General features: G+C 57.0%; 18 protein-coding genes. 9 read left to right on the plus strand and 9 right to left on the minus strand.

Going from position 1 to position 18,648, the window contains the following annotated elements; all coding sequences use genetic code 11:
* Window positions 1-383 precede the first annotated feature (383 nt).
* Window positions 384-950 (minus strand): D-glycero-beta-D-manno-heptose 1,7-bisphosphate 7-phosphatase, encoded by a 567-nt coding sequence (gene gmhB / locus NKJ21_RS13225; RefSeq protein WP_032731650.1) that lies wholly within the window; start codon window positions 948-950, stop codon window positions 384-386.
* Window positions 951-1,138: 188 nt separating this feature from the next.
* Between gmhB and metN the strand changes: the two genes are divergently transcribed.
* The 7 genes from metN to NKJ21_RS13260 all read left to right on the plus strand — a co-directional run bounded on the left by metN (window position 1,139) and on the right by NKJ21_RS13260 (window position 7,628).
* Window positions 1,139-2,170, plus strand: coding sequence for a methionine ABC transporter ATP-binding protein MetN (gene metN / locus NKJ21_RS13230; RefSeq protein WP_023297090.1), 1,032 nt, complete (start codon window positions 1,139-1,141; stop codon window positions 2,168-2,170).
* On the plus strand, window positions 2,163-2,816 hold the full coding sequence (locus tag NKJ21_RS13235) for a methionine ABC transporter permease MetI (RefSeq protein WP_004204478.1): 654 nt from the start codon (window positions 2,163-2,165) through the stop codon (window positions 2,814-2,816). Before metN ends, NKJ21_RS13235 begins: the two co-directional genes overlap by 8 nt.
* A gap of 43 nt (window positions 2,817-2,859) precedes the next feature.
* Window positions 2,860-3,675, plus strand: a complete 816-nt coding sequence (gene metQ / locus NKJ21_RS13240) for a methionine ABC transporter substrate-binding lipoprotein MetQ (protein ID WP_008807336.1) — start codon at window positions 2,860-2,862, stop codon at window positions 3,673-3,675.
* A gap of 107 nt (window positions 3,676-3,782) precedes the next feature.
* Window positions 3,783-4,190 carry an Rcs stress response system protein RcsF gene (rcsF, locus tag NKJ21_RS13245; protein ID WP_008807337.1) on the plus strand — a complete coding sequence of 136 codons (408 nt, stop codon included), beginning with the start codon at window positions 3,783-3,785 and terminating at the stop codon, window positions 4,188-4,190.
* Entirely contained in the window at window positions 4,187-4,894 is a 708-nt protein-coding gene (gene tsaA, locus NKJ21_RS13250; protein ID WP_064180704.1) for a tRNA (N6-threonylcarbamoyladenosine(37)-N6)-methyltransferase TrmO, read from the plus strand. Before rcsF ends, tsaA begins: the two co-directional genes overlap by 4 nt.
* Before the next feature lie 113 nt (window positions 4,895-5,007).
* Complete coding sequence (gene proS, locus NKJ21_RS13255) at window positions 5,008-6,726, plus strand: proline--tRNA ligase (RefSeq protein ID WP_012542803.1); 1,719 nt, start codon at window positions 5,008-5,010, stop codon at window positions 6,724-6,726.
* A 59-nt stretch (window positions 6,727-6,785) separates the two neighbouring features.
* Window positions 6,786-7,628, plus strand: a complete 843-nt coding sequence (locus tag NKJ21_RS13260; RefSeq protein WP_101139707.1) for a YaeF family permuted papain-like enzyme — start codon at window positions 6,786-6,788, stop codon at window positions 7,626-7,628.
* Between the two features lie 131 nt (window positions 7,629-7,759).
* On the opposite strand, the gene nlpE is transcribed toward NKJ21_RS13260, so the two are convergent.
* From nlpE to NKJ21_RS13275, 3 genes are read right to left on the minus strand one after another with little or no spacing between them, the layout of a single operon-like run.
* The gene (gene nlpE, locus NKJ21_RS13265) at window positions 7,760-8,458 is read right to left on the minus strand and encodes an envelope stress response activation lipoprotein NlpE (RefSeq protein WP_012542804.1); all 699 of its coding nucleotides are present in this window, start codon (window positions 8,456-8,458) and stop codon (window positions 7,760-7,762) included.
* Window positions 8,459-8,500: 42 nt separating this feature from the next.
* Window positions 8,501-8,914 (minus strand): alternative ribosome rescue aminoacyl-tRNA hydrolase ArfB, encoded by a 414-nt coding sequence (gene arfB / locus NKJ21_RS13270; protein WP_008807342.1) that lies wholly within the window; start codon window positions 8,912-8,914, stop codon window positions 8,501-8,503.
* Complete coding sequence (locus NKJ21_RS13275) at window positions 8,911-9,456, minus strand: YaeQ family protein (RefSeq protein WP_012968902.1); 546 nt, start codon at window positions 9,454-9,456, stop codon at window positions 8,911-8,913. Before NKJ21_RS13275 ends, arfB begins: the two co-directional genes overlap by 4 nt.
* A gap of 196 nt (window positions 9,457-9,652) precedes the next feature.
* Here NKJ21_RS13275 and NKJ21_RS13280 point away from each other — a divergent pair, with 196 nt between their 5' ends.
* Together NKJ21_RS13280 and rof are read left to right on the plus strand one after the other, a co-directional pair.
* The gene (locus NKJ21_RS13280) at window positions 9,653-9,853 is read left to right on the plus strand and encodes a YaeP family protein (protein WP_002889429.1); all 201 of its coding nucleotides are present in this window, start codon (window positions 9,653-9,655) and stop codon (window positions 9,851-9,853) included.
* Window positions 9,840-10,100, plus strand: coding sequence for a Rho-binding antiterminator (rof, locus tag NKJ21_RS13285; protein WP_002889424.1), 261 nt, complete (start codon window positions 9,840-9,842; stop codon window positions 10,098-10,100). The genes NKJ21_RS13280 and rof overlap by 14 nt, the downstream gene beginning before the upstream one ends.
* A gap of 12 nt (window positions 10,101-10,112) precedes the next feature.
* Here the strand turns inward: rof and tilS are convergent, their stop codons facing one another.
* The 5 genes from tilS to dnaE form a co-directional block, all read right to left on the minus strand.
* Window positions 10,113-11,426, minus strand: coding sequence for a tRNA lysidine(34) synthetase TilS (tilS, locus tag NKJ21_RS13290; RefSeq protein WP_032740443.1), 1,314 nt, complete (start codon window positions 11,424-11,426; stop codon window positions 10,113-10,115).
* A gap of 53 nt (window positions 11,427-11,479) precedes the next feature.
* The gene (locus NKJ21_RS13295; protein ID WP_002889387.1) at window positions 11,480-11,869 is read right to left on the minus strand and encodes a VOC family protein; all 390 of its coding nucleotides are present in this window, start codon (window positions 11,867-11,869) and stop codon (window positions 11,480-11,482) included.
* Window positions 11,870-11,915: 46 nt separating this feature from the next.
* Window positions 11,916-14,069: a lysine decarboxylase LdcC gene (locus NKJ21_RS13300; protein ID WP_004204462.1), complete on the minus strand. Its 2,154-nt coding sequence runs from the start codon at window positions 14,067-14,069 to the stop codon at window positions 11,916-11,918.
* 113 nt (window positions 14,070-14,182) lie between these two features.
* A complete protein-coding gene (accA, locus tag NKJ21_RS13305; RefSeq protein WP_008807345.1) occupies window positions 14,183-15,142 on the minus strand; it encodes an acetyl-CoA carboxylase carboxyl transferase subunit alpha in 960 nt (319 codons plus the stop codon).
* A 12-nt stretch (window positions 15,143-15,154) separates the two neighbouring features.
* Window positions 15,155-18,637, minus strand: coding sequence for a DNA polymerase III subunit alpha (gene dnaE / locus NKJ21_RS13310; RefSeq protein WP_008807346.1), 3,483 nt, complete (start codon window positions 18,635-18,637; stop codon window positions 15,155-15,157).
* Window positions 18,638-18,648 lie beyond the last annotated feature (11 nt).

Raw genomic sequence — 18,648 nt, forward strand, 5'->3', positions numbered from 1 at the left:
CAAACTCTTCAATTTAAGTTTGATGCTCGTGAATTAAACTTCGTAATGAATTACGCATGTTCACTCAGAGACTTGGTATTCATTTTTCGTCCGAGGACGTTAAGAATCCATGTCACTTTGAGTGCCCACACAGATTGTCTGATAAATTGTTAAAGAGCAGTTGCGACGCGCTTTAGCGCTCTGTCGCGAGGTGGCGTATATTACGCTTTCCTCTTTCAGAGTCAACCCGTTTTTCAGGATTTTTCTCTTCAACCGAACCGGCTGTTTGTGTGAAGTGATTCACATCCGCCGTGTCGATGGAGGCGCATTATAGGGAGCTCTCCGGGAATGACAAGCGGAAAAATACAATTTTATTTCAACCGCTCATCTTTTAAACGCAACGCTTATTTTTGCTGCTTTTTAATCGCCGCAGGCAGCTCTGTCAGGCTATTTAGCACCCAGTCAGCCGCTTTTTCCGCTTCTTCAGTCAGGGGCTTACCGGTACGCACCAGCACTTTAGTACCGACATCTGCCGCCGCAGCAGCCTGCATATCTTCCAGTTTGTCCCCTACCATATAGGAAGAAGCCATATCGATATGCAGATAATCGCGGGCGGAGATCAGCATCCCCGGATGCGGTTTACGACAATCACAGGTCTGACGGTACTCCTCCACCGCACCCTGCGGGTGATGCGGGCAATAGTAGATACCGTCCAGGTCGACGCCACGATCGGCCAGAGACCAGTCCATCCATTCGGTCAGCGTTTCAAACTGGGCTTCGGTAAATTTACCGCGAGCAATACCGGACTGGTTAGTGACCAGCACCAGCGCATAGCCCATCTCTTTTAGTTCGCGCATCGCGTCAATGACGCCATCGATAAATTCAAAATTGTCGATTTCGTGGACGTAGCCATGATCGACATTAATAGTGCCGTCACGGTCGAGAAAAATTGCGGGTACTGACTTTGCCACCGGTTTGCTCCTGAAAAAGGCTAGTGCCGTTAGTATCGCATGTTTCAGCATGCAAGAAAGTGCTCATTATAAAGAGTCAGATTGATTTAGACGTCTGGATGCCTTAACATCCATTTCATTGCCAGGCATCGCCTGGATACGGCAGAAGAAAATGCCACGGCAAACGGCTAAACGATAATAAATAACTGATGATTAAACTTTCCAATATCACCAAAGTGTTCCAGCAGGGGAATCGCAGCATTCAGGCGCTGAATAACGTCAGCCTGCATGTCCCTGCCGGACAAATTTATGGCGTCATCGGTGCCTCCGGCGCCGGTAAAAGTACGCTGATTCGCTGCGTCAACCTGCTGGAGCGCCCGACCGAGGGCAGCGTACAGGTTGACGGTCAGGAATTGACTGCACTGTCGGAAAAAGAGCTAACCCGCGCGCGCCGTCAGATTGGCATGATTTTCCAGCATTTTAACCTGCTGGCTTCCCGGACCGTTTTCGGCAACGTCGCGTTGCCCCTGGAACTGGATAACACCCCGCAGGCTGAAATCAAACGCCGTGTCACCGAGTTGCTGGATCTCGTCGGCTTGGGTGATAAGCACGACAGCTACCCGGCGAATCTATCCGGTGGCCAGAAACAGCGCGTCGCTATTGCCCGCGCGCTGGCCAGCAACCCGAAGGTATTGCTGTGCGATGAAGCCACCAGCGCCCTCGACCCGGCCACCACCCGTTCCATTCTCGAACTGCTGAAAGACATTAACCGGCGTCTGGGACTGACCATTCTGCTGATCACCCACGAAATGGATGTGGTGAAACGCATCTGCGACTGCGTGGCGGTCATTAGCAACGGTCAACTGATCGAGCAGGATACGGTGAGCGAAGTCTTCTCCCATCCGAAGACGCCGCTGGCCCAGCAGTTTATTCAGTCCACGCTGCACCTCGATATTCCGGATGACTACCAGGCGCGCCTGAAATCTACTGCCACAGCGGATAGCGTGCCGATGCTGCGTATGGAATTTACCGGCCACTCCGTCGATGCGCCGCTGCTCTCTGAAACCGCGCGTCGCTTCAATGTGAATAACAACATTATCAGCGCGCAGATGGATTATGCCGGCGGGGTGAAGTTCGGCATCATGCTCACCGAAATGCACGGTACACAGGAAGACACTCAGGCGGCCATCGCCTGGCTGCAGGAACATCATGTAAAAGTAGAGGTATTGGGTTATGTCTGAGGCAATGATGTGGCTGCTGTTGCGCGGCGTTTGGGAAACGCTGGCAATGACCTTTGTCTCCGGCTTCTTCGGTTTTGTCCTTGGTCTGCCGGTGGGCGTGCTGCTGTATGTGACCCGGCCGGGGCAAATCGTCGCCAATGCCAAACTGTACCGTACTCTGTCGGCGCTGGTGAACATTTTCCGTTCCATTCCGTTCATTATCCTTCTGGTCTGGATGATCCCGTTTACCCGCGTAATCGTCGGCACCTCGATCGGCCTGCAGGCGGCAATCGTTCCGCTGACGGTGGGCGCCGCGCCGTTTATCGCCCGCATGGTGGAGAACGCCCTGCTGGAGATCCCGACCGGGCTCATCGAAGCTTCCCGCGCGATGGGCGCCACACCGCTGCAGATCGTCCGCAAGGTTCTGCTGCCTGAAGCGCTGCCGGGGCTGGTCAACGCCGCCACCATCACGCTTATTACCCTGGTAGGCTACTCCGCCATGGGCGGCGCGGTGGGCGCCGGTGGTCTGGGGCAGATTGGTTATCAGTACGGTTATATCGGCTACAACGCAACGGTGATGAATACCGTACTGGTGTTACTGGTTATTCTGGTTTATTTAATTCAATTCTCTGGCGATCGTATCGTCCGGGCTGTGACTCATAAATAACGTTATTGGCAGACAACACTCATTCTTACAGGAAGGAAATAACATGGCCTTTAATTTCAAAACCTTTGCGGCAGTTGGCGCGTTAATCGGTTCTCTGGCGCTGGTGGGTTGCGGTCAGGATGAAAAAGATCCGAATCATATTAAAGTCGGCGTTATCGTCGGGGCGGAACAGCAGGTCGCTGAAGTTGCGCAGAAAGTGGCAAAAGAGAAGTATGGTCTCGATGTTGAGCTGGTGACCTTCAACGATTACGTGCTGCCAAACGAAGCGCTAAGCAAAGGCGATATCGACGTGAACGCCTTCCAGCATAAACCGTATCTCGACCAGCAGATTAAAGACCGTGGCTATAAGCTGGTCTCCGTTGGCAACACCTTCGTCTATCCGATCGCGGGTTACTCGAAGAAAATCAAATCGCTGGACGAACTGCAGCCGGGCTCGCAGATCGCCGTCCCGAACGATCCGACTAACCTCGGCCGTTCCCTGCTGCTGCTGCAGCAGGTGGGTCTGATCAAACTGAAAGACGGCGTGGGCCTGCTGCCGACCTCGCTGGATATCGTCGAGAACCCGAAAAACCTGAAAATTGTTGAACTGGAAGCGCCACAGCTGCCGCGTTCGCTGGACGACGCACAGATTGCGCTGGCCGTCATCAACACCACTTACGCCAGCCAGATTGGCCTGACCCCGGCGAAAGACGGTATCTTTGTTGAAGGCAAAGAGTCTCCTTACGTGAACCTGATTGTGGCGCGTGAAGACAATAAAGATGCTGAGAATGTGAAGAAATTCGTTCAGGCTTACCAGAGCGATGAAGTTTACGAAGCGGCGAACAAGATCTTTAACGGCGGCGCAGTGAAAGGCTGGTAATCTTTTCTCACCGTAATATCATTCAGGACGGGCTTCACGCCCGTCTTGTCATTTATGCAAGCACCTGATTCAATAACGCCCTGTTTTTTATTCATTGAGGAAATACTATGCGTGCTTTACCGGTCTGTTTGTTAGCACTCATGTTAAGCGGTTGTTCCATGCTAAGCAGATCCCCCGTTGAACCTGTTCAAAGCACTGCAACCCCCCCGGTTAAATCTGAGCCGAGCAAACCACGCGCAACCCGTCCGGCGCCGGTACGTATTTATACCGATGCGTCAGAGCTGGTGGGAAAACCGTTCCGCGATCTGGGTGAAGTGACTGGTGAGTCATGCCAGGCCTCAAATCAGGATTCTCCGCCGAACATCCCAACCGCCCGCAAGCGTCTGCAGGTGAATGCGGCACGCATGAAAGCCAATGCCGTCCTGCTTCACCGCTGCGAAGTGACCAGCGGCACGCCAGGCTGCTACCGTCAGGCGGTTTGTCTGGGCTCGGCGCTTAACGTTTCGGCACAATGAGTGCATTCCAGTTCGCGCAGATAGGCGTTATCCGCTCGCCGTATAAAGAGAAATTTGCCGTTCCTCGCCAGCCTGGTCTGGTGAAACACGGCGGCGGAGAATTGCATCTGGTTGCGCCCTACAACCAGGCCGACGCCGTGCGAGGCCTGGAAAACTTCAGCCATCTGTGGATCCTGTTTGTGTTTCATCAGACCATGGAAGGCGGTTGGCGTCCGACGGTGCGCCCTCCCCGACTGGGAGGCAATGCGCGGATGGGCGTCTTCGCCACCCGTTCGACGTTTCGCCCCAACCCCATCGGCATGTCGCTGGTTGAGCTGAAAGGCATTCGCTGTCAGAAGGATCAGGTGATCCTGGAACTCGGTAGCCTCGATCTCGTCGACGGGACGCCGGTGGTTGATATCAAACCGTATCTTCCTTTCGCCGAAGCCCTGCCGGATGCCTGCGCCAGCTATGCGCAACAGGCGCCGCTGGCGGGTATGAACGTCAGTTTTACACCGGAAACAGAAGCACAGTTACTGACCCTGGAAAAACGCTACCCGCATATCAAAGCGTTTATCCGCGAAGTATTGGCGCAGGATCCGCGCCCGGCCTACCGTAAAGAGGAAGAAGCAGGAAAAAATTATGCCGTCTGGTTGCTGGATTTCAACGTCCGCTGGCGGGTGATTGCCTCTGGTTTTGAAGTCTTTGCCCTCGAAGCGCGCTAATTTTATTTTTCCTCTCTTTTGGCATCTTTGCCACACTGGTAAACTAAACCACTTTTTTTGTTTCAGGCTGGGCAACCAGCCTGTTCCGCTCGTTTAACTGGAACCGTTACAACATGCGTACTAGCCAATATCTGCTCTCCACTCTGAAGGAGACACCTGCCGACGCCGAGGTAATCAGCCACCAGCTGATGCTGCGCGCCGGGATGATCCGCAAGCTGGCCTCCGGGTTATACACCTGGCTGCCGACCGGCGTGCGCGTCCTGAAAAAAGTCGAAAACATCGTGCGTGAAGAAATGAATAATGCCGGTGCGATCGAGGTGTTAATGCCGGTCGTTCAGCCCTCTGAACTGTGGCAGGAGAGCGGTCGCTGGGAGCAGTATGGCCCGGAGCTGCTGCGCATTGCCGATCGTGGCGATCGCCCGTTTGTCCTCGGTCCAACCCACGAAGAGGTCATTACCGATCTGATCCGCAACGAGCTGAACTCCTATAAGCAGTTGCCGCTGAACTTCTATCAGATCCAGACCAAATTCCGCGACGAAGTGCGCCCGCGTTTCGGCGTGATGCGCTCCCGTGAATTCCTGATGAAAGATGCTTACTCTTTCCATACCTCTCAGGAATCGCTGCAGGAAACCTACGACGCGATGTATACCGCTTACAGCAAAATCTTCAGTCGTATGGGGCTGGATTTCCGTGCGGTACAGGCTGACACCGGTTCTATCGGCGGCAGCGCCTCTCATGAATTCCAGGTGCTGGCGCAGAGCGGCGAAGACGATGTGATCTTCTCCGACAGCTCCGACTACGCGGCAAACATCGAGTTTGCGGAAGCCGTTGCGCCAAAAGAGCCGCGCGCAGCCGCCACCCAGGAGATGACCCTGGTTGATACGCCGAACGCCAAAACCATCGCCGAGCTGGTTGAGCAGTTCGATCTGCCGATCGAAAAAACCGTGAAGACCCTGCTGGTGAAAGCGGTTGAAGGTAGCGCCTCCCCGCTGATTGCCCTGCTGGTGCGCGGCGATCACGAGCTGAACGAAGTGAAAGCGGAAAAACTGCCGCAGGTCGCCAGCCCGCTGACCTTCGCCACCGAAGAAGAGATCCGCGCTCTGGTGAAAGCGGGTCCGGGCTCCCTGGGTCCGGTGAACCTGCCGATCCCGGTGGTTATCGACCGTACCGTCGCGGTGATGAGCGATTTCGCCGCTGGCGCTAACATCGATGGCAAACACTACTTCGGCATCAACTGGGATCGTGACGTTGCCACGCCCGAAGTCGCCGATATTCGTAACGTCGTTGCCGGCGATCCGAGCCCGGACGGCAAAGGTACTCTGCTTATCAAGCGCGGTATCGAAGTGGGTCATATCTTCCAGCTGGGTACAAAGTACTCTCAGGCGATGAATGCCGCAGTTCAGGGCGAAGATGGCCGTAACCAGATCCTGACCATGGGCTGCTACGGTATTGGGGTGACCCGCGTGGTGGCCGCCGCTATCGAGCAGAACTTCGACGATCGCGGGATTATCTGGCCAGACGCCATCGCGCCGTTCCAGGTGGCGATTCTGCCGATGAATATGCACAAGTCCTATCGCGTGCAGGAGCTGGCCGAGAAGCTGTACGCCGAGCTGCGTGCGCACGGCATCGATGTGCTGATGGACGACCGTAAAGAGCGTCCGGGCGTGATGTTCGCCGATATGGAGCTGATCGGTATTCCGCACACCATCGTGCTGGGCGATCGGAACCTCGATAACGATGATATCGAATACAAGTATCGTCGCAATGGTGAGAAGCAGCTGATTAAAACCGGTGATATCGTGGAATATCTGGTTAAAGCGATAAAAGGCTAAGCAACCACCTCAGGGCCCTGAACGGATGTCAGGGCCTTTTTTTTACAAGGAAAGTACCCATGACTGCACCTATCCTCAGCAGCGGACTGCTTACTTCCGCCCTGCTGCTGCTTACCGCCTGCACCATAGACGTCGGCCGCAGCGCCGCTTCCGCATCCGCTACCGAGGGCCGCTCCCCGCCATGGGCTGTCACTCTCCAGCGTCAAAGCTCGATTGCCGGCAGCGGGCTCCACGAAATTGACGAAAGCGATCTCCGTTCCGGCGACCTGCTCTTCTCGTCCAGCCTGGGTATCACTTCGCTTGGGATCCGCGCCTTCAGCGCCTCTTCCGTTAGCCACGTCGCACTGTATCTTGGCGAGGGTCAGATCGCGGAAGCCACCGGCGCTGGCGTACAGGTGATTTCTGTTCAGCAGGCGCTGGCGCATAGCGATAAACTCTTTGCCCTCAGGGTGCCCGACCTGACGCCGGACCAGGCAACGGCGATGAAAAATTTTGCCTGGCAGGTCAAAGACAGCGGGTATAACTATCGCGGCATTATTCAGTTTATCCCTTATATGGTCACCAAACCGCTCTGCTCGCTCAACCCTTTCTCGCGTAACTTTCGTCAGCAGTGCGTGAGCGGCCTGGCCAAAGCGCAACTGGGCGATGCGGCAAGCGCCGACAAGAAAGCGTGGTTTTGCTCGGAGTTTGTCAGCGAGGCCTTCGTCAGAGCCGGGCATCCGCTGACCCTGGCGCAGGCTGCGTGGATCAGTCCTTCCGATCTGCTGCACATGCGGGAAGGAGACGTCGCCACGTTTAAACCCGAAACGCAGCTACAGTATGTTGGGCATCTGAAACCAGGCGTTTATCTTCAGGCCGGCAAGCTGGTGGGGCTGAATAAACCGAAGGACGATGCGGAGTAAAGAACAGATTTGCGCTTTTCCGCCAGCCAGACCCACGCTCACTCTGTATATGACAGGGCGAATAGCAGGAGCAAGTAGGGGGTACTGTGTGGGATCATCCCCTGCCCGTTTCCCGGGCAGGGGCCTGACAATCAATGGCTACAGTCTTTACCGGGAATAAATTTGCCGGCCTGGTCCGTCATCAGCGTCTTCATCATTTCGCCGGTGTCCGGGTTCGCCTCGAGGGTAAAGTGCCCCTCCACCACCAGCAGCACCGGTCGTGAATCATTGCCGCGGGCAGCGGCATAATCCCGCTCAAGCTGGGCATTGTTCGCCACCGCGACGCGTTTACCGGTCGCGCAATCGGTAAAGGTTGCCGCATCGGCCATATAGAAATACATGCCGCGCATCGCCATCGGGGTGGTCGGCAGGCTGGCCTTCACCGGCTCCAGGGTATAATTGAGAGGAGACTGAACGGGGCTCCCGTTGCGGTCAAGCATCTCCAGCTTGTCGCCCTTCGCGCGAAAATATGATTTCTCGCCTTTGCTGTCGGTCAGCACCAGTTTATCCGCTGTGCGAGCCCAGGTGCCATAAGAGGCAAAAGATGACGGTTCACGACGAGCGCCCTGGTAGTGCTCGTTCATCACCCAGGTACCGTCTTTTTCCAGGAACAGCGAGGTGTCGATACCTTCACAATCCGCGCAAGGCAGCACCCCACGCCAGCTTTGCTGCATCGGTTTGAGCTCTTCCATCGCCGCTGGCTGTACGGTGTCAGTCTCGGCGCGATGGTTACAACCAAACAGCGCGAACAGCGAGCAGGCCGCTATCACGGAGAATACGATTTTCTTCACTTTGCTTTCCTTATCATCCATTTCACCCGTTCGCCGACGTCTTCACTGGCGAACTTTCCCACGCAGCGCCTTGACTGAGGACTTCTGTGCCTTGGAAGCAAGGCGTCGCTCTTTGGATGCCCGAGTCGGTCGCGTCTCCCGGCGACTTTTTTGCACTGCGGTTAATTCTTTTATGAGGGCCACCAGCCGGGCAATCGCCGCTTCGCGGTTCATCTCCTGGCTGCGGTATTCCTGAGCCTTAATGATAACCACACCGTCAGCAGAAATTAAGTGGTGCCTGGCGGCGAGCAGGCGCTCTTTGTAAAACTCCGGCAGGCTTGAAGCTTTAATATCAAAGCGCAGATGGATTGCCGTCGACGCTTTGTTCACATGCTGGCCCCCGGCCCCCTGGGCACGAATACCTTCCAGCGTGACCTCGTTATCGGCAAGGGTCACGCTGCGGCTAATGGTAATCATGCCGGTGCTTGCCAGGACGTCAAATGAATTTCCAGATTATTCCGAGCATCGGATAACCAGATACTACCGTCCTGCAGAGTGGCCTGCAGTGTCATGGTACGGTCGGCAAAGGCGCTAAGCTGCGCCAGTTGCGCGTCATCAAGATACCAGATGGTTAACTTCGGGTACGCCGCAAGCTTGTTCTGATTCTGCTGCCACCAGATTTCAGCGGCCCGGCTATTATAGGCAAACAGCGCCACCGCCTGCGCCCGTGAGCAGGCTTTCTTAATCCGCCGCTCATCCGGCAGACCCAGTTCGATCCACAGATCGACCCCGAGATGATCGTTAAGCAGCCACAGCTCCGGCTCGTCGTCCGACGACAGGCCGCGGGTAAACTGCAGCCGTTCATCGGCATATTTGATCCACGCCAGCAGGCGCAGCATCATGCGCTCCTGGGTTTCCGAGGGGTGCTGCGCCAGCGTCAGGTTAGCATCCAGAAACTGGTTGCGATCCAGATCGGCTACATTTACCGCAGCTTTATATATTGTCGCTTTCAGCGCCATGAATAAACTCCTGAAAAGAATGGCGGACATTGTAGCGAAACTGGCGGCAAAAGGCTGTCGTCAATCGCAGCAACCTGTTTCATCCTGCTGAAATTGCTTAAATGACTATGATATAGTTCCCTTGCTAAACAGAGTTTATCTTCGTAGGCTTAAACTTGCATCCCACGGTTGAGTCAGAACGCTGACAGGAGGGCATGTGGACCACTATTGTGAGTTAATACGCAAGCGGTATGCGGAAATAGCCAGCGGAGACTTAGGGTATATCCCGGATGCGCTGGGTTGCGTGTTGAAAGTATTGAATGAGATTGCGGCGGATGAGGCCCTTTCGGAGTCAGTCAGGGAAAAGGCCGCTTATGCGGCAGCAAACTTACTGGTGAGCGATTATGTCAATGAATGATACTTATCAACCCATTAACTGCGATGATTACGACAACCTGGAACTGGCTTGCCAGCATCACCTGGTGCTGACGCTGGCGCTGAAGGATGGCGAACAGCTGCAGGCAAAGGCCAGCGATCTAATCTCGCGTAAAAATATCGAGTATCTGGTGGTCGAACTCGCCGGCAACGTCCGCGAGCTGCGCCTGGATAAAATCGCCAGCTTCAGTCACCCGGAAATCGGCACCGTGGTGGTGAGCGAATCCTGAATCAAAACGGGCTTAACCGCCCGTTTTCCTCCATGACAGCCTGACCCCTTCCCCGTCCTTCACTTCACCTTCGGTGGTCACAAACAGATCGTCCGCTGCAGCGATCGGCGTTTCGCCGTAAAACAGCAGCGGCGTAGTGTCTCGTCGCCAGGGAGGAACGCCCAGCTCCTGCCAGATCTTCTTCAGCTTACGTCCGCCGTGGCGTCCGACGATATGCAGGTGGCCGCTGGCGCGAAAGCGGACAGTGACCGGCTCATCCGCAGACGGCGGGCGCAGCCTGCCGCCGGGCTGCAGCATCAGCTCGCCGAGACCGTCTGCCAGCCGCAGCGGCTGGCGCCAGTCGGGCCAGTGCTGGACACTTTCCGTCTGGCCGGGAAGATACTTCACCCAGTACAAACGCTGTTGAAAACGGCGGACGGTAAAATCCCCGAGCCGCAGACAAGGGCTGGCATCTTCCCGCGCCAGCGCCACCTCATGCCAGAGGCGCTCTGGCACCTCCCGGGCCGGCATCGGCGCCTGCTGCCCGGCGAGCCAGCGACGCAGCAGCGCCGCGCGACGGGGTGGGCTCATCGACGTCAGCGGCGTGATAGCCAGCGAGCCATCTTCGGCCACCAGCGACGCCAGCTCCGCCGCCAGCATTTCGTCCAGCAGTTGTTCCTGCTCGGCGCACAGGCTGGCGCTGCGGGCAACGGCCTCGCTAAAATGCGGCCAGCGCTCGCGCAGGACCGGGATCACCCGCAGGCGCAGAAAGTTGCGGTCATAGGTATCGTCCTGATTACTCTCATCTTCAATCCACGACAGCTGATGGGCGAGCGCCCACTGGCGTAGCGATTCGCGGGTTTCATTGAGGAGAGGACGCAGTAGTCGACTGTCGGCAAAGGCAGAGGATGGCGCCATCGCCGACAGACCAGTAGGACCGCTGCCGCGTTTTAACGCCAGCAGCAGCGTTTCGCACTGGTCATCCTGGTGCTGGGCGGTCACTAACACCTCGCCGGCATTGAGCGTATCCTGAAAGGCCTGATAGCGCGCCGCACGGGCATGGGCCTCCACGCCGAGACCGCCCCTGGCTAACGTCACATGATGCACCACCAGCGGCACCTGCCACTGCAGGCAAATCTGCCGACAATGCGCCACCCAGTCGTCTGCATGGGCGCTCAGGCCGTGGTGAACATGCACCGCCCGCAGCGTCAGCGAGGGATCCTGTTCCCGCAGCAGCACCAGCTGGTGCAGGAGAACCGTCGAATCCAGACCGCCGCTGAAGGCCACCAGCAGCTGGCGATGGGGATGAAGCGTATGCGCAATATCAGCCGTCATATCCACGAACATACCGAGAAGTGATGGCCCGGCACGTTACCGGGCCAGGGTCGCGCTGGCAAGGTTTACTGCTGATATATTTCCAGCGGCAGGTCGTCCGGATCGCTAAAGAAGGTAAAGCGTTTGCCGGTAAAGGGATCGACGCGAATCGCTTCGCACTCGACGCCATGCGCCGTCAGATGCGCTACCGCGGCGTCGATATCATCCACGCTAAAGGCCAGATGACGCAGCCCGCAGGCTTCGGGGCGACTGGGGCGGGCCGGGGGAAACGGGAACGAGAACAGCTCAATCACGTACTCGCCATTGAGCGCCAGATCGCCCTTCCAGGAGTCGCGCTCGGCGCGATAGAACTCACTTTGCAGCGTAAACCCCAGAATATCGCAATAGAACGCTTTACTGCGGGCGTAGTCAGTCGCAATGATGGCAATATGGTGAACCCGTTTCAAACCCAGCATGGTCAAACTCCTTCTGTTAAGCCAGCCACGTTACTCGTGCGCGCCGTTAACGCGCAAGCCTTTCGTCATTTTTTAAGACTCGTACCCGATACACGCCGTCCTCATCGCGCTTCGCCCCGTGAATATCGGTCTCAAACCCCGGGTAATGACGGCCGATGGAGCAGAGCATCAGCAGGAAATCGAGCACTGCCCGGCTCTCCTCCGTGATCATCTCTCCCGGCATCAGCAGCGGTACGCCCGGCGGATAAGGGAGGATCATGTTGGCCGAAATCCGGCCGACCAGGTTCTCCAGTTCAATGGTTTCCACCTCACCCTTAATCTGGCGCTGCCAGGCGTGATGCGGCGTCATTTTCATTTCCGGCAGGACGTCAAAGGCGCTGAGCATCAGCTGCGGCAGCTGGTGCTGACGGATCAAGCGGTGGATCCCCTGCGCCAGATCCTGGATCCGCATGTTGCGGTAGAAGTCGGGATCTTCCGCGTACAGATCCGGCAACATATTTTTCACCCGCAGATTGAGATCGTAGGCGCGTTTGAACTCGGTCAGGCCGCGCAGCAGCCCCATCGCCCGGGTTTTATCAATACCGATGCTGAACAGGAACAGCAGGTTATAGGGGCCCGTTTTCTCCACCACCACGCCCCGCTCGTCGAGGAACTTCGCCACCAGCGCCGCCGGGATCCCCTCTTCATCCATATTCCCCTGCTCGTCCATGCCCGGCGTCAGAATGGTGACCTTCACCGGATCGAGATACATATGATCCGCATCGGCATCTTTGAAACCGTGCCAGTCTTCGCCAGGCGCCACCGGCCAGCACTCGGCTTTATCCACCGCTTCCGGCTGCCAGATATCAAAGAACCAGCCGTCCGACTCCTCGCGCAGTCGCTGCACCTCTTTGCGGAAATCCAGCGCCCGCTCAATGGAGCGCTGGATCAGGCGCTTACCGGAGTTACCGCGCAGCATCGCCGCCGCGGTCTCAATCGACGCGACGATGGGATAGCTCGGCGACGTCGAGGTATGCATCATAAAGGCTTCATTAAAGGTCTCTTCATCATAGTTGCCCTTAATGTGGATCAGCGAGGCCTGCGACAGCGCGGCCAGCATCTTATGCGTGGACTGCGTCTCGAAGATGACTTTTCCGGGGATCCGCTCACCGCTCATGCCGCTTTTCCCCTGATATATCGGATGGAAATGGGTATAGGGCACCCAGGCGGAATCGAAATGGATCGACGGGACGTCGAGCGTCTCCTTAAGCCAGGTGGTGTTATAGAGCAGACCATCGTAGGTGGAGTTGGTGATCACCGCATGCACGGGCCACTGCGCCCCGCCCGTGTCGCGCACTTTCTGCTGAATGCTGTCGCGGGTAAATTCGCGTCGGGGGATACCGCCGAGGATCCCCAACGCGTTGCGGGTCGGCTTCAGCCACAGGGGAACCACATCGCTCATCATCAGCAGGTGGGCCAGTGATTTGTGACAGTTACGGTCAATCAGCAGCGTGCTGCCGGCGGGCGCCGAGTACATACCGACAATTTTGTTGGACGTCGAGGTGCCATTGGTCACCATGTAGCTCTGTTCAGCGCCAAAGGCGCGGGCAATATACTCCTCCGCCTCCAGATGCGGGCCGGTATGATCCAGCAGGGAGCCCAGCTCGGTGACCGAAATCGAGACATCCGCCTTCAGCGTATTTCCGCCAAAGAAATCATAGAACAGGCAGCCCACCGGGCTTTTCTGATAGGCGCTACCGCCCATATGGCCCGGTGTACAAAAGGTATACTTCCCCTCCTGCACATAGTTAAACAGCGCGCGGGTAAACGGCGGGGTGATATTGTCCAGGTACTCGCGGGTATACTGCCCAATGCGGGTGGCGATCTCTTCGGAGAGTCCCAGCGCATATTCGAAGAACCACAGCGTCATACGCAGATCCTGACTGCTGACGTCCATCGTGGAGTGGGCATTAATAAAGGCGTACAGGGGCAGATATTCATTGAGCTGATTGATATCGCTGCACAGATCGACGCTGTATTCATCCCAGTCGAAGATCACCCCGCAGATGCGCGGGTTGTGCTCAATAAACTGCAGCAGGTCGGCGCTGTTTTGCGGCCAGATGGTCTGGAAGCCCTGGCGCTGCAGCGCCGCTTCCAGTTCTTTGATCGGCTCGTCTTTGTGGTAGACGCCGTGAGGCCCCATGATGGCGATAATATTCACGCTTTCCTCCTGGTATTCACCTAAGTCAAGCATCATAGCAATCCCCTGGGCGCATCGCACACAAAAAAAGGGCCGGAAAATCCGGCCCTTAGTGTTTTTCGCTAGCGGAAAACTTAGGCGTAACCGTAGCTCATCAGACGCTGATAGCGGCGGTTCAGCAGCTCTTCTTCGCTGAGCAGATCGAGATCGGCCAGGTCTGCCAGCAGCTGCGCTTTCAGGCTCGCTGCCATTGCTTCCGGGTTGCGGTGCGCGCCGCCCAACGGTTCCTGAACGATAGAATCAATCAGCTTCAGCTCTTTCAGACGCGGTGCGACGATACCCATCGCTTCCGCGGCCAGCGGTGCTTTATCCGCGCTTTTCCACAGAATGGACGCGCAGCCTTCCGGCGAAATCACCGAATAGGTGCTGTACTGCAGCATATTGACCTTGTCGCCCACGCCAATCGCCAGCGCGCCGCCGGAGCCGCCTTCGCCGATCACGGTGCAGATAACCGGCACGCTCAGACGCGACATCTCACGCAGGTTGCGGGCAATCGCTTCCGACTGGCCGCGCTCTTCCGCGCCGACGCCCGGGTAGGCGCCAGGGGTGTCGATGAAGGTGATGATCGGCATTTTAAACCGCTCGGCCATTTCCATCAGGCGCAGCGCTTTGCGGTAGCCTTCCGGGGCCGGCATACCAAAGTTGCGACGGATCTTCTCTTTGGTTTCGCGACCTTTCTGGTGGCCGATGATCATCACCGGACGACCATCAAGACGCGCGATACCGCCGACAATCGCTTTATCGTCAGCGTAGGCGCGGTCACCGGCCAGTTCGTCAAATTCGTCGAACGCCAGGCGGACATAATCCAGGGTATAAGGACGGCGCGGGTGGCGCGCCAGTTGCGCAACCTGCCATGCACCGAGATCGGCGAAGATTTTGCGTGTCAGCTCTACGCTTTTCTCGCGCAGACGATGCACTTCTTCGTCGATGTTAATATCCAGTTTCTCATCCTGACGGCTTACCGCAGTCAGGGAATCGATTTTCGCTTCCAGCTCTGCAATCGGCTGTTCAAAATCTAGGAAATTCAGACTCATAGTATTCCTGTATTAGTCAAACTCCAGTTCCACCTGCTCCGAGCCGATAAGGCCACGCAGATCGTTAAGTAAACGATCGCTCGGAGAGACGCGCCATGTTGCGCCGAAACGCAACCGCGCGCGTGCATCCGCCCTCTGATAGTAGAGGTGCACTGGAATGGTTCCCGAACGGTGGGGTTCCAGAGACTGACGGAGTCGGTTTAAAAGCTGGTCATCAATTTGCCTGTCCGTCAGCGAGATAGCAAGCCCGCGAGCATATTTTTCCCGGGCTTCGTCAATGTCCATGACTTCGCGGGCGGTCATTTTAAGCCCCCCGCTAAAGTCATCAAAGCTGACCTGTCCGCTGACGATAAGTATGCGGTCTTTTTCCAGCAACTGCTGATATTTATCCAGCGCGTCGGTGAACAACATCACCTCCAGACGCCCGGAACGGTCATCCAGGGTACAGATGCCGATACGATTGCCGCGCTTGGTGACCATTACCCGCGCCGCAATCACCAGCCCCGCCGCCGTGGTCACTTTACCACGATCGGTCGGATGCATGTCTTTGAGCCGCACGCCGCCGACGTAGCGCTCAATCTCTTTCAGGTACTGGTTAATCGGGTGCCCGGTCAGGTATAGCCCCAGGGTTTCCCTTTCACCATCCAGCACCACCTGCTCAGGCCATGGCTGGCAGCTGGCGTAGGACTGTTCTATTTGTTCAGGCTCTTCCGCCAGTACGCCGAACATATCGGCCTGGCCAATAGCCTCCGCTTTCGCGTGCTGGTCGGCGGCTTTCAACGCATCGCCCAGCGAGTTCATCAGCGCCGCGCGATGCGGACCGAGACGATCGAACGCCCCGGACATAATCAGTTTTTCCAGCACCCGGCGGTTGAGCTTTTTAATATCGGTCCGCGCGCAGAGGTCGAACAGCTCGCGGAAATAACCGCCATTGTTGCGCGCCTCAATGATCGCTTCGATCGGCCCTTCGCCAACGCCTTTGATGGCGCCGATGCCGTAGACAATCTCGCCGTCGTCGTTAACGTGGAAATGGTACAGGCCGGAGTTAATATCCGGGGGCAAAATTTTCAGCCCCATGCGCCAGCACTCGTCCACCAGGCCAACGACCTTCTCGGTGTTGTCCATATCGGCGGTCATTACCGCCGCCATAAACTCAGCCGGATAGTGCGCCTTAAGCCACAGCGTCTGGTAGGAGACCAGCGCGTAGGCGGCGGAGTGCGACTTGTTAAATCCGTAACCGGCGAATTTCTCCACCAGGTCGAAGATTTTCATCGCCAGTTCGCCGTCAACGCCGTTTTTCTTCGCCCCATCTTCAAAGATAGAACGCTGCTTGGCCATCTCCTCCGGTTTTTTCTTACCCATCGCACGGCGCAGCATATCCGCGCCGCCGAGGGTATAACCGGAGAGCACCTGGGCAATCTGCATGACCTGTTCCTGATACAGGATAATGCCGTAGGTCGGCTCCAGCACCGGTTTCAGGCTCTCATGCTGCCACTGCACGTCCGGGTAGGAAATCTCTTCGCGGCCGTGCTTACGGTCGATAAAGTTATCTACCATCCCCGACTGCAGCGGACCCGGGCGGAACAGGGCCACCAGCGCGATCATATCTTCGAAGCAGTCAGGCTGCAGACGCTTAATCAGATCTTTCATGCCGCGCGATTCAAGCTGGAAGACCGCGGTGGTTTCCGAGCGCTGCAGCATGTCGAAGCTTTTCTTGTCATCCAACGGGATAGCGGCGATATCCAACGGCCCTTCGCCGTTTTTCGCCCGCCGCTTGTTGATCATCTCCAGCGCCCAGTTAATGATAGTGAGCGTACGCAGACCGAGGAAGTCGAATTTTACCAGCCCGGCGTATTCCACGTCGTTTTTGTCAAACTGGGTAACCGGATGCAGCCCCTGCTCATCGCAATACAGCGGCGCAAAGTCAGTAATTTTAGTGGGAGCGATAACCACCCCACCGGCGTGTTTACCGGCGTTTCGCGTCACCCCTTCCAGCTTACGCGCCATGTCGATCAGCGCTTTAACTTCTTCGTCCGCCTCATAGATTTCCGGCAGCTGCGGTTCGGCTTCAAACGCTTTCGCCAGCGTCATACCCGGATCGGGCGGCACCAGCTTGGAGATACGGTCGACAAAGCCGTACGGGTGACCCAGCACGCGGCCCACATCGCGGATGACCGCTTTCGCCGCCATGGTACCGAAGGTGATGATCTGCGATACCGCATCGCGGCCATACATGTCCGCCACGTGCTCAATAACCTGATCGCGTTTCTCCATGCAGAAATCGACGTCGAAGTCGGGCATCGAGACACGTTCCGGGTTAAGGAAACGTTCGAACAGCAGGTCGAATTCCAGCGGATCAAGATCGGTGATCTTCAGCGCGTAGGCCACCAGCGAGCCGGCGCCGGAACCGCGGCCCGGGCCAACCGGCACGCCGTTATCCTTCGACCACTGGATAAACTCCATAACGATCAGGAAGTAGCCCGGGAACCCCATCTGGTTGATCACCTGGAGTTCAATATCCAGACGCTGGTCATACTCCGGGCGCTTTTCAGCACGGACGGCAGGATCCGGGAAGAGAAATTCCAGCCGCTCTTCCAGACCCTCTTTCGATTTCATGACCAGGAAATCCTCCGTGGTCATATCGCCGGTCGGGAACTGCGGCAGGAAATATTCGCCAAGCCGCACGGTGACGTTGCAGCGTTTGGCGATCTCGACGCTGTTCTCCAGCGCTTCCGGGATATCGGCGAACAGCTCGCACATCTCCTCCTCACTGCGCATATATTGCTGCGGCGAGTAGTTGCGCGGCCGTTTCGGGTCGTCGAGCGTAAAGCCGTCGTGGATCGCGACGCGGATTTCATGGGCGTCGAAATCGCTGGTGTCGAGGAAGCGGACATCGTTGGTCGCCACCACCGGCAGGCCGCGTGCTTCCGCCAGCGCCACGGCGGCGTGGAGATAGGCCTCTTCATCCTGACGACCGGTGCGGATCAGCTCAAGAAAATAACGGTCCGGGAAATGCTCTTCATAGAACGCGACGCACTGTTCCACTAACGGCATATTGCCGCGGATCAGGCTAACGCCGACGTCGCCTTTACGGCCGCCGGAAAGCAGAATCAGCCCTTCCTGGTGTTCCACCAGCCAGTCGCGGTCAATCCACGGCCCCAGCGCGCCGTAGCCGCGCTGATAGGCGCGGGAAATGAGCAGCGTCAGGTTCTGGTAACCGGTGTTGTTCGCCGCCAGCACGGTCAGCTCGGTAAACTCATCGCCGAGCAGGTCGCACTGCACGTGAAAATCGGCGCCGACAATCGGCTTAATACCCGCGCCGTGTCCCGTCCCGTAGAACTTCACCAGCCCGCACAGGTTGGTGAAATCGGTGATCGCCAGCGCCGGCATGCCAAGCGAGGCCGCCTTCTTGACCAGCGGCCCGGTCTTTGCCAGCCCATCGATCATGGAATAGTCGCTGTGCACCCGCAGGTGTACGAAACGTGGTTCAGCCATCTTTAGATCCC

This window comes from Klebsiella sp. SWET4 (assembly GCF_024296565.1).
GTDB classification, from domain to species: domain Bacteria; phylum Pseudomonadota; class Gammaproteobacteria; order Enterobacterales; family Enterobacteriaceae; genus Klebsiella; species Klebsiella variicola.

Coding starts and splice junctions, on each gene's coding strand:
- metN (WP_023297090.1), top strand. CDS start 1,139: ATGATTAAACTTTCCAATATCACCAAAGTGTTCCAGCAGGGGAATCGC.
- NKJ21_RS13235 (WP_004204478.1), top strand. CDS start 2,163: ATGTCTGAGGCAATGATGTGGCTGCTGTTGCGCGGCGTTTGGGAAACG.
- metQ (WP_008807336.1), top strand. CDS start 2,860: ATGGCCTTTAATTTCAAAACCTTTGCGGCAGTTGGCGCGTTAATCGGT.
- rcsF (WP_008807337.1), top strand. CDS start 3,783: ATGCGTGCTTTACCGGTCTGTTTGTTAGCACTCATGTTAAGCGGTTGT.
- tsaA (WP_064180704.1), top strand. CDS start 4,187: ATGAGTGCATTCCAGTTCGCGCAGATAGGCGTTATCCGCTCGCCGTAT.
- proS (WP_012542803.1), top strand. CDS start 5,008: ATGCGTACTAGCCAATATCTGCTCTCCACTCTGAAGGAGACACCTGCC.
- NKJ21_RS13260 (WP_101139707.1), top strand. CDS start 6,786: ATGACTGCACCTATCCTCAGCAGCGGACTGCTTACTTCCGCCCTGCTG.
- arfB (WP_008807342.1), bottom strand. CDS start 8,914: ATGATTACCATTAGCCGCAGCGTGACCCTTGCCGATAACGAGGTCACG.
- NKJ21_RS13275 (WP_012968902.1), bottom strand. CDS start 9,456: ATGGCGCTGAAAGCGACAATATATAAAGCTGCGGTAAATGTAGCCGAT.
- rof (WP_002889424.1), top strand. CDS start 9,840: ATGTCAATGAATGATACTTATCAACCCATTAACTGCGATGATTACGAC.
- tilS (WP_032740443.1), bottom strand. CDS start 11,426: ATGTTCGTGGATATGACGGCTGATATTGCGCATACGCTTCATCCCCAT.
- NKJ21_RS13295 (WP_002889387.1), bottom strand. CDS start 11,869: ATGCTGGGTTTGAAACGGGTTCACCATATTGCCATCATTGCGACTGAC.
- accA (WP_008807345.1), bottom strand. CDS start 15,142: ATGAGTCTGAATTTCCTAGATTTTGAACAGCCGATTGCAGAGCTGGAA.
- dnaE (WP_008807346.1), bottom strand. CDS start 18,637: ATGGCTGAACCACGTTTCGTACACCTGCGGGTGCACAGCGACTATTCC.